We start from the raw sequence: 11207 nt of genomic DNA, 5'->3' as shown, positions 1-11207 counted from the left end.
CCTGTCATTCGATTTGTTGAGTTTTGCCCGTTAACCCCGAGCTGCCACGACGAATTAAAGAACTATAAAGCGCTGTTAGAGTTACTTATTACAGGGAATGTATTTGATGGTAGAAGACATCGTATTACCTAAAGCCTATTCATTGCGTTATGCGTATAAAAATGACGATGCTTTTGTATTTGCACTATTTTGTTCTGCAAGGACGGAATTGTCTCTATTACCGCTTCCCCCACAGCAACGAGAGCTGTTAGTGCAACAACAATACCGCTTACAGCAAGCGAGTTACGCTGCCCAATACCCTCAAGCGGTGACTCTAATCATTGAATATCAATCAATTTCTATTGGCAAAATCATACTTAATCCCTCTGCTAACGGTGTCCATATCGTCGATTTTGTCATCGCACCGCAATTTCGTGGCTATGGTTATGGTTCAGTCATTTTGGACTCGGTAAAAGCCTATGCCCAAGCAAAAGAGGCGAGTGTGAGTCTGAGTGTTGATCGACAAAATATGCGTGCGAAACAGTTATATCTTCGCTTGGGTTTCTTACCTTTTGAAATATCACCTACCCAAGAGTGGCTATCGTGGCCATCACCATAGGTAGTGTTGTTTGAGGGAAGAGGAAAGCGTGTGTAATCAAACAGATGATGTATAGATAGGTTTATTTTTATTAAGGAGTCATGGATGTCTGATTTTTTTCTCGGAGAAATTAAGCTTCTCCCATACAACTGGGCACCTAAGTATTGGACTTTGTGTGCAGGGCAATTATTGCCAATCAACACCAACCAAGCGCTTTTTTCACTCTTGGGTACGACCTACGGTGGCGACGGTATCAATACTTTTGCGTTGCCGGATTTACGTGGTCGCGTACCAGTTCACCCTAATGTTAGTGCAGGTTTGCCTCAGGGCAGTAAGGCGGGTGTTGAAAATGTAACCCTAGTACCTAACAACCTGCCAGTACACAATCACCTTGTGATGGCCAGTTCTACTGCCGGCGATACCACGTTGTTTGCAGGCAATAATATTGCCGCCGCCAAAAATGCAGCAGGGGAGGTCAATTTGTATGGGTCCGCTGCAAGTTTACAAGCGTTGGACCCTGCAACGGTATCCAGTACCGGCGGCAATCAAGCCCATGAAAATTGTCAGCCTTCACTGGTAATGAATTATTGCATTGCCACTCAAGGCATTTACCCTTCACGTAACTAGAGGAGAATCACTATGGATCCTTATATCGGTGATATCCGTCTTTTTGCGGGTAGTTTTGCACCTAGAGGTTGGATGTTGTGCGCTGGTCAGCTATTAAGTATTAGTGAGCAAAGCACTCTTTTCGCAATTATCGGAACCTCTTATGGTGGTGATGGGGTAACAACATTTCAATTGCCGGATTTGCGCGGTCGCCTTCCGGTTGGGCAGGGTAATGGCCCTGGTCTGACTCCCCGTGTTATCGGTCAGCAGTTTGGTGTTGAATCCGTTACCTTATTAACGCCGCAAATACCTTCACACAGCCATAGTTTGTCGGCGAGCACAGCAAGTTCCTCCACATCACCCAGCCCTACGGGTAATGTCTTTGCCCACAGTAATACCGATAATATTTATGCTCCTTTGCCATCTAGCGGTGCCGATCCCCAAGTTATGAATGCACTCAGTGTGCAAGCCTCAGGGGGAACACAACCACACAATAACATCATGCCTACTACAGCGATAAATTACATCATATGTATTGAAGGCATTTTCCCATCGCGTAATTAAGGAGCGAAATTATGGATCCATTTATAGGTGAAATCCGTTTGTTGCCATTCAGCTTCGCTCCCCACAATTGGGCGCTGTGTAATGGCCAAATATTGTCAATCGCAAGTAATACCGCGTTGTTTTCAATTATCGGAATTACTTATGGTGGCAATGGTACAACCACGTTCCAATTGCCTAATTTGCAGGGGCAGACCGTAGTTGGTGTAGGTCAGGGCCCCGGGCTGAGAACCTGGGATTGGGGCGAACAGTTTGGTGAAAATGGGGTGACGCTGATCTCCACTGAAATGCCAGCACACAACCACACGCTGACCGGTTTGAATAATCAGGGGACTTTGCCTTCTCCGGCAGCGAATACCTATCTTGCGAAGGATGGACGTGGTGGTGGCATAGTCAACTATATGCAGGCAGCACCAGGTACATTAAATACCACTATGGCACCACAGACTTTAGGTCTAAATGGTGGTGGTCTACCCCATGAAAACCGTCAGCCATTTATCGCATTGAATTATTGTATTGCCCTTTATGGTGTATTTCCGGCACGCAATTAATTGATGAATGATCCCGGCATGTTTGTCGGGAAGTTTTTAATAAATATTTTTAATTAGTAAGTCACATTAATGCCAAACAAATTACATTTTATTTCAGGTTTACCGCGTGCTGGCTCGACGCTGCTCGCAGGTATACTTCGGCAAAATCCACGCTTTCATGCGGCTATCAGTAGCCCTGTAGCGGGGCTTGTGAATGGTGCCCTCGAACAAATGGGGGCAGGTAGTGAGTCCTATTCATTTTTCGATGAACATAAACGTAAGGTCATTTGTCGGGCATTAATTGATGCTTATTACCAAGATAAAAATCATCCGGTTATTTTCGACACCAACCGTCACTGGACTGCCCGTCTACATCAATTGGTAGAGTTGGTTGATGATTTTAAAGTGATTTGTTGTGTGCGCAATCCGGCTTGGATTATGGATAGTTTTGAAGTGATTTACCGTAAAAACCCATTTGATTACAGCCGTATGTTCAATGCGGCCTCGCGTCAGACGGTGTATAGCCGCTGCGAGTCATTAATCAATGCTGGTGGTGCGGTTGGAAGTGCATGGACCGCACTCAAGGAAGCCTATTACGGCGAGTTTTCTGATCGCTTGCTATTAGTGGATTATGATCTGCTTACCCAGCATCCGGCACGCACGCTGGAGTTAATCTATCGTTTTATTGGCGAACCGCAATTCGATCACGATTTTAATAATGTCGACTATGCTGAAAATGAGTTTGACCACAATCTTGGGGTCAAAGGTTTGCATAGCGTTAAGCGGAAAGTGGAATACAAAAGTAGGCGCAGTATTTTACCGCCTGACTTATTTATGAAGTATCAAGAAATGGACTTCTGGCTGGATAGTACTGGCACTGCAGCCAATATTATTGCAAGTAAAAAACCTGTAGCACCTAACGCAAAAAATGAAGGGAATCACTTATCATGAGACATGCACTGCTTAGTGGGCTTTCCTCGCTGTTATTACCATTCGGACTCTATGGTGCTGGTGCTATTGCAGCGCCGAGTTATCAGCGATCCTATTTGAGTTCATCGATAAGTGCATCGACCGATCTATTATTGCGTTCAGACACCTCTCTACCACAGGATCTAATTGATTTATCAGGCGATCAATTGGATATCCAGAGTGCACATCCGGTGCGTGAGCTGGTGATTGTTGATGGTGCAGTGGCTGAAGCTGATAAATCGGTATTGCGCCGCGCCCTTAAACCTAGTGTTCAATTGGTAGAGTTAGATTCTTCTATCGCTGGATTACCGCAATTAATTAATGTACTTGATGGACACAAAAATCTCGCTGCTATTCATGTGGTCTCCCACGCACAAGCGGGCGCTATTTTGCTGGGTAATTCACGTATTACTCCGGAGACAATCCAGCGTGAAGTGTTGGCATTTGCCGCGTTAAAAGGCGCGGTGCGTGAAGGTGGCGATTTATTATTTTACGGTTGCGATCTGGCCGCGAATGACAGCGGTGAAGAGTTGCTGGATATCATCAGCAATAACACAGGTTTGGATATTGCCGCCTCCAATAATTTAACCGGCAATGCCGAATTACAAGGCGACTGGGATTTAGAAGTTACCCGCGGAAATATTGAATCTACTTTGGCGTTTTCTGAAAAAGCATTAAGGGATTTTTCAGGGGTGTTAGCGCCAATTGTAAATGGCACTTATGGTTTTGTAGGTTGGAGTGGGCAGGCAACTGCACAGCTCAGCACAACTCATTTCAGATTAACCGCTAAGGGTGGTGATGGCGTCACTCAAAATCTAGCTAGTAGCATTGGCAATTTTGCTTACATGCATGGTGGTGAGACTAGCACTAACCATTATTTTTATTTGCGCGCAGATGGTACCAATACCACTGCATTTGAGTTAACGGGATTAACGGGAGGCGAGGCTGCTGATCCTGCCTATACAGCTCAATTTACTAATCTGCGCATTGTTGGTTACTTGCAGAATGGCGGAACTGTTACCTCCTCGACTGTTAACGGAAGCGGAGTTAAAGAGACCTTTACCTTTGCACCAGGACAATTGGCGTCTTTTTCGGGCGTTAAGCTAAAAGGCTTTAAATTGTTTTTTGATTGTGCCAGTGCTTGTAATTCTTCAACGGATGGCCCCGAGTTCTTTGAGTTTTATGGTTTCACCGTCGCGAATACAATAGATACTCCTCCTGCCAACTCTGATGCCACCCTCATCGCAGCTGGTGGCGTTGTTGAGCCTATTGGTCTTGCCACCACCATTGATACGGTCGGTGAAGCTGTGGGTGTTTTTGATTTCACCATCACAGATGGCGGAACTTCAGACGGTCTTGCAACCACTGTTTCTCAAATTGTTGTCAGCGTGAGTGGCACCAGTACCGATGCCGAGCGCAGCAAAATTACCTGGCGCCTGAACGGGCCGGATGCCAGCAATATGAACGGTACTTACAACGCTGGTGCAGATACTATTACCTTCTCTGGCCTGGCTATGTCCGTTGCTGATGGGGGCAATGAAACTTACACGGTTAATGCCTACTACAACGACAATACGACGCTCACAGAAGATCGCACTATTATTTTGAGTGTGGATGGCGATACCAACCTCACGGTCGGTGGCAGCGGTACGCAAATGGCAAGCGGGCAGAGTGCTGTCACCAATGGCAGCGGCACAACCCTTGATGTGGTCGCTAGCCAGCTAGTCTTTACCACCCAGCCTGCGGGTTCTGTTTCCGGCGCGGCATTGACGACCCAACCTGTTATTGTGGCGCGTGATGCGTTCGGCAATACCGATGTGGACTTCGCCGAAACCCTTACCTTGACCGAGTCCAGTGCGGGCACCTTAACCAACGCTACTCAAGCGGCGACCGCGGGTGTGGCGACATTTAGCAACCTGACTTATACCGCCACCGCCGATCAGCAAGCATTCACTCTGACCGCGAATGATCAGGATGGCGTTGGTTCAAATTTGCCGACTGTTGATGCCAATTCTGTAACCTCAGATGTAGTAGCCACCCAATTGGTATTCGATACTCAACCTGCACCTACTAGCGTCATTAGCGGTCAGAACACTGCTTTCTCTACTGTGCCAATCGTATCGGCACGCGATGCAAACAGCATTGTGGACACGGGTTATGCTACAGGTATTACCTTGGCGGAAGTTAACGGTGCGGGCAGCGCGACGATCACGGGGACGGGAGATACCGATGGTAATGGTGCCACAGTGTCTATCACTCCCAGCAGTGGCGTATCCACTTTTACCAGTATGCAAATTACCTACACCAATTCTGGCGTGGGTAGTGAAACTTTCAATTTGCGCGCATCTTCTGGTGGTTTAACCACGGCAGATAGCAGTCAATTAACGGCGTCAACCACGCCGACAGTAACCGATGGCAATATCAGCATTTCAGGGGGGACAGGGTCAGGGGGAGCCTTCAAAATTGGCGATACCGTCACTGTGACCTGGAATAATACCGCTGGCGGCAATAATAATGCCGGAATCACAGGTGTGACTGTCGATTTCTCGCAATTTGGTGGTGGCGCCGCTGTGGCTGCGACGGATAGCAGCGGAACCTGGACGGCAACTTATACTCTCACTTCTGGTGCGATTGATGCATCCAGTCGTAATGTCAGCGTGACCGCAACCAATGCCCAAGGGGACACTACTACTGCTGACACAACCAATGCCGTTGTGGATAATGTTGTGCCAGTTGTCACAGATAACCGTCTTAGCATCAGCGGTGCCACTGGTACCGGAGGTGCCTATAAAATTGGCGATACAGTAACCGCCAGTTGGAATAATACTGCGGGTGGCGATAACAACACAGACACTATTAGCAGTGCTACTGTGGACTTTTCTGCATTTGGTGGCGGTGCGGTGGTGGCGGCGAGCAATAGTAGCAGTACTTGGACAGCAACCTACACTATTACCTCAGGTGCTATTGATGCCACAAACCGCAATATCAGTCTTACTGCGATTGATAACGCGGGCAACACTACAACAACTGCAGACACCAGCAACGCGACAGTTGATAGTATTGCGCCATTGGTATCCGATGTGAATATCGGCATTTCCGGCGGCACTGGTACTGCGGGCGCTTATATCGCCGGCGATACAGTCACTGCTATCTGGAATAACACCGCAGGTGGCGATAACAACAGCGATACCATCAGTGCAGCGACAGTTGACTTCAGCCAATTCGGCGGCGGTGCGGCTGTGGCCGCCAGCAATAGCAGCGGTACTTGGACGGCGACTTATACCTTAGTTGCGGGTGCCATTAATACCAACAATCGTAATGTGTCGGTTACGGCGATGGATAACTCTGGCAATATTACCACTCGGGCCGATAGCAGTAATGCGGTTGTGGATAGTGTGGTGCCAGCCGTAACCAGTGTCAGCGTTCCGGCCAATGCGACTTATATAGTAGGGCAATCCCTCGATTTTACCGTCAATACTAGCGAAGCGATTACCGTGAATGCTGCTGGTGGCACGCCGCAGCTTACCTTGACGATTGGCTCTGCCACTGCGTACGCCAGTTACCTTTCCGGCTCCGGTAGCAATGCACTGACTTTCCGCTACACAGTGCAGAGTGGTGATCTCGATACTGATGGAATTGCGATTGCTGGGTCGATAGATGCCAATGGCGGCACCTTAAAAGAGAGCTCGGGTAATACTCTAAACTCAGTATTAAATTCTATTGGCAGTATGGCTGCGGTATTAGTTGATGCGATAGCGCCTACTGTGAGTAGTGTTGCTGTCCCTGCAAATGATACGTATGTGGTTGGAGAAACCTTGAGCTTTACGGTGAGCAGCACTGAAAATGTGACTGTTAATACGGGCGGCGGTACGCCGCGTATCGCCGTAACCATTGGCGGAACCACCCGTTATGCTTCCTACGCGAGTAGCTCTGGAACCACTAATCTAGTCTTTAGTTATACAGTGCAGGCAGGTGATAACGATACTGACGGCATTATGTTGGCATCTAGCATTGATGACAACGGAGGAACCTTACTTGACGGCGCGGGTAATAATTTAGTGCTCACGCTGAACTCGGTTGGTTCAACTGTCGCAATTCTCGTGGATACAGCCGCACCGACAGTGCAGAGTTTTAGTCCCGCAGATGGTGATGTGAATGTCGCTATCGGTGCTAACTTTGTGCTGACCATGAATGAGGATATCCAGCTTGGTGCTGGCAATATAGTGATCTACGATGCCGATGATCTGGCCGTAGCGACGATTGATGTGGGTTCACCAGCCGGGCAGCTAATGATAACGGCTGGCGTGTTGACTATTAACCCAACCGCTAATCTAGTTGAAAACACCAGTTATTATATTCAAATCGCCAATGGAGCTATTACCGACTTGGCGGGTAACATTTACGCCGGCATTAGTAATAAAACCGATTGGAACTTTACCGTTGCCGATGTAACTCCACCAGTTGTTACTGGCGTGGTAGTATCGGGCTCACCCGCAGCGAACGCCGCTAGTCTCGTGTTTAGTGTGAGTTTAGATGAGGTGGCGAGCAATCTCTCTATCGATGATTTTGCTCTTACGGCAACAGGTTCGGCAAGTGGCAGTATTGCCAGTGTTTCTGCGGCATCCGGCACCAGTGTTGATGTGACTGTGAATACTGTGAGTGGCACTGGTAGCCTGAGACTCGATGTCAAGGCGAATTCCAATATCCAAGATGCTTCCGGTAACGGTAATGGAACCAATGGCTATACTGCCGCTTATACCGGTGGCGCAAGTCATGCGGTCGATCGCGATGCGCCTTTAGCACCTTCGGGGCTCGATCTTGCTACGGCTTCCGATTCCGGGATCAGCAGCACAGATAATGTAACCAACGATACTACTCCGGCATTCACTGGCAGCGCAGAGGCGAATAGCACTGTGACGCTCACGAGCAGCATCGATGGCGCATTGGGGACTACAACTGCAGATGGTGTTGGAAATTGGTCATTTACCACGCCGCTATTAACCAGTAATTCAGCGCATAACATTACAGCCGCTGCGACCGATGTCGCTGGCAATACTGGCGCGGCATCGACGGCACTTGCGCTTACGCTCGATACGCAAATCCCCACGATAACCAGCTCGGCTCCTGCAGTAGGTGCCGCAGCGGATGCCAGTGTGATATTCAACCTCGCTTTTAGCGAATCAGTGAATAGTCTGACGACGGAAGATTTTGCTCTGGCGAGCACAGGCACTGCATCTGGCACTATTTCGAGCGTTTCCGCTAGCTCTGGAACGGGTGTTGCCGTCACTGTTAATGGCATATCGGGTACGGGTAGTCTGAAGGTAGGCCACACAACGAGTGATATTGTTGATGATGCGGGTAATGCACTCGGTGCTTATAGTGCCGGCACTGCACACTCTGTCGATACGGATGCACCAACTATTTCGGGTGTCAGTTTTGACCAGACGTCGGTGACTCAGGCAAATCAAAGTGCGATTAGCTTGACCTTAGCGAGTGCGGAGGCCGGAACCAGCGCGAATTACACTATTACTGGTAGTTCAGGCACGCCTGTCACAGGATCTATTGCGGTCGCAAGTGCGTCACAACAGATCGTCAATATAGACGTGAGCGGCTTAGGAGATGGCACTCTGACAGTGAGCCTGACCCTGACCGATGCGGCGGGCAATGTTTCTAGCCCTGCCGTGACCAATACCATATCGAAAGATGCTGCAGTGCCTACTGTGGATGTCGTCGCCGTTAGCGATGGGCATTATGGTGTCGGTAGCACTATCGATATCACGGTCACCTTGACCGAGGATGTGACTGTTTCTGGCACGCTTTCTACTCTGTCGATCGATATCGATGGTGTGGCTCGTCAGGCTGTGTTTGTGTCTGCGGCGAGTGGTGTGCTGACCTATAGATATACAGTTCAAGCGGGTGACAATACGGGGGCGAGTGGGTTAATTGTCGATGCTAATGGCATAGCGCTAAATGGCGATACCATGCGGGATGCGGGTAGCAATGATGCCGACCTAAGCTACAGCCAGTGGAGCAGTGTCGATGTGATTGTCGATACGACGGCTCCCGTTAATCCTATAGTGACGACACCTTCAAGCGCTATGAGCACCAATCAGGTAACGACATTGGTCAGCGGTACGCACGCTGAAGATGGGGTGACAATCAGCCTCTATGCCGACGTGAATAATGACGGTGTTGCCGATAACGCGACTGTGTTGGATGACACTATTGTGGTGGCGGGCGCTTGGACCCTGAGCGCCGGATTATCGACGGACAGTGACAATAATTTTGTCGTGGTTGCAAGCGATGCTGCGAGTAACGTTTCAGCCCCTCAGAATGTCCCCACTATTACTCAAGACGCCACAGCACCTGTCGCACCTTCTGCACCTGATCTCGATGCGGCAAGCGATTCAGGTGTGAGTTCAACGGATAACATCACCAAGAATACGACTCTCGTACTAACGGGCACTGCAGAGGCCGGCGCCAGCATTGTCCTTAGCAGCCATCTTGATGGAGTGCTTGGCACTGTTAACGCAGATGGGAGTGGTGACTGGAGTGTCACCGCGACGAACGTGAGTGCTGGAACCCATAGCATCACAGCAGTTGCTACTGATATTGCAGGAAATAGCAGTATCGAATCGAGCGCCTTATCTGTGACCCTTGATACGATCGCACCCACTTCTTCTGCAATTGATAATCAAAACATTCAACCTGGTGAGAGCTCATCGGCACTCGCATTTACCATTGCCGATGATGTCACCGCTGCGGCAGATATCCTAGTGACGCCGGCTAGTTCAGATACTTCGGCGGTTCCACTTGCGGATGTTGTGCTGGCAGGAAGCGATGCTAATAGAAGTGTGACTGTGACTGCGTTGGGATCGGGTACGAGTACCATCACCTTGACGCTCGAAGATGATGCGGGCAATACCAGTACTCGGAACTTCGATGTTGTGGTGAATAGTGCGCCCACTATTTTGGGGACACCTGCGACCAATGTAGCTCAAGGTACATTTTATAACTTCATGCCCACCGCCGCAGACGCGGACGGTAATAGTTTAGTCTTTGATATTACGAATCGACCTTCGTGGGCGAGCTTTAATACAGCGACGGGGGCATTGAGCGGTACGCCGAGCAATGCAGATGTTGGTACGACGACGGCAATTGTGATCAGTGTGAGTGATGGAGTGCTCAGTGCGAGCCTACCCGCTTTCAATCTCACAGTGACGAACGTCAACGATGCGCCGACGATTAGTTCAACGGCCATCACAGCTGCCACTCAAGATGCGGCGTACAGCTACASCTTGACTGCAACTGACTCCGATACCGGTGACAGTTTAACCTTGAGCGCAGTGACCAAACCGAGCTGGTTGAGCTTCAACGCGGCGACGGGTTTACTCAGTGGCACGCCAAGCAATGCGGATGTGGGCAGTCACGCTGTCACCTTACGAGTGACGGACACGGATGGCTTAACGGCTGAGCAGTCCTTTAGCATTACAGTGACAAACGTCAACGATGCGCCGACGATTAGTTCGACGGCGGTGACGGCAGCGACCCAAGATGCGGCATACAGTTACACCTTGACTGCAACTGACTCCGATACCGGTGACAGTTTAACCTTGAGCGCAGTGACCAAACCGAGCTGGTTGAGYTTCAACGCGGCGACRGGKTTACTCAGTGGCACGCCGAGCAATGCGGATGTGGGCAGTCACCCGGTCACCTTACGAGTGACGGACACGGATGGCTTAACGGCTGAGCAGTCCTTTAGTATTACAGTGACTAACGTTAACGATGCGCCGACGATTAGTTCAACGGCCATCACAGCCGCCACTCAAGATGCGGCGTACAGCTACAGCTTGACTGCTACTGACTCTGATACCGGCGACAGCTTAACGCTGAGCGCAGTGACCAAACCGAGCTGGTTGAGTTTCAATTCGGTGACAGGGTTACTCAGTGGTACGCCGAGCAAT

Annotated in this window: 6 protein-coding genes; all 6 read left to right on the top strand. The window is 49.5% G+C overall.

The window, feature by feature from the left end; genetic code table 11:
* The first annotated feature begins 106 nt into the window (after positions 1-106).
* The gene (locus tag L5M38_RS18005) at positions 107-598 is read left to right on the top strand and encodes a GNAT family N-acetyltransferase (RefSeq protein WP_181800906.1); all 492 of its coding nucleotides are present in this window, start codon (positions 107-109) and stop codon (positions 596-598) included.
* 84 nt (positions 599-682) lie between these two features.
* Positions 683-1204, top strand: a complete 522-nt coding sequence (locus L5M38_RS18000) for a phage tail protein (RefSeq protein ID WP_168826977.1) — start codon at positions 683-685, stop codon at positions 1202-1204.
* Positions 1205-1216: 12 nt separating this feature from the next.
* Entirely contained in the window at positions 1217-1747 is a 531-nt protein-coding gene (locus L5M38_RS17995; RefSeq protein ID WP_263170003.1) for a phage tail protein, read from the top strand.
* An 11-nt stretch (positions 1748-1758) separates the two neighbouring features.
* Positions 1759-2295, top strand: a complete 537-nt coding sequence (locus L5M38_RS17990) for a phage tail protein (protein WP_113941567.1) — start codon at positions 1759-1761, stop codon at positions 2293-2295.
* 69 nt (positions 2296-2364) lie between these two features.
* Entirely contained in the window at positions 2365-3225 is an 861-nt protein-coding gene (locus L5M38_RS17985; RefSeq protein WP_212600796.1) for a sulfotransferase family protein, read from the top strand.
* Positions 3222-11207 (top strand): DUF4347 domain-containing protein (locus tag L5M38_RS17980; protein WP_263179879.1); only part of this gene is annotated, 7986 nt, incomplete at its 3' end. The genes L5M38_RS17985 and L5M38_RS17980, both read left to right, overlap by 4 nt.

The sequence above is a fragment of the Shewanella sp. SM101 genome (assembly GCF_025654465.1).
Lineage (GTDB): Bacteria > Pseudomonadota > Gammaproteobacteria > Enterobacterales > Shewanellaceae > Shewanella > Shewanella oncorhynchi.
The sequence above is the reverse complement of the archived record's forward strand: the minus strand, read 5'-3'. Positions and strand labels throughout refer to the sequence as shown.

Coding starts and splice junctions, on each gene's coding strand:
- L5M38_RS18005 (WP_181800906.1), top strand. CDS start 107: ATGGTAGAAGACATCGTATTACCTAAAGCCTATTCATTGCGTTATGCG.
- L5M38_RS18000 (WP_168826977.1), top strand. CDS start 683: ATGTCTGATTTTTTTCTCGGAGAAATTAAGCTTCTCCCATACAACTGG.
- L5M38_RS17995 (WP_263170003.1), top strand. CDS start 1,217: ATGGATCCTTATATCGGTGATATCCGTCTTTTTGCGGGTAGTTTTGCA.
- L5M38_RS17990 (WP_113941567.1), top strand. CDS start 1,759: ATGGATCCATTTATAGGTGAAATCCGTTTGTTGCCATTCAGCTTCGCT.
- L5M38_RS17985 (WP_212600796.1), top strand. CDS start 2,365: ATGCCAAACAAATTACATTTTATTTCAGGTTTACCGCGTGCTGGCTCG.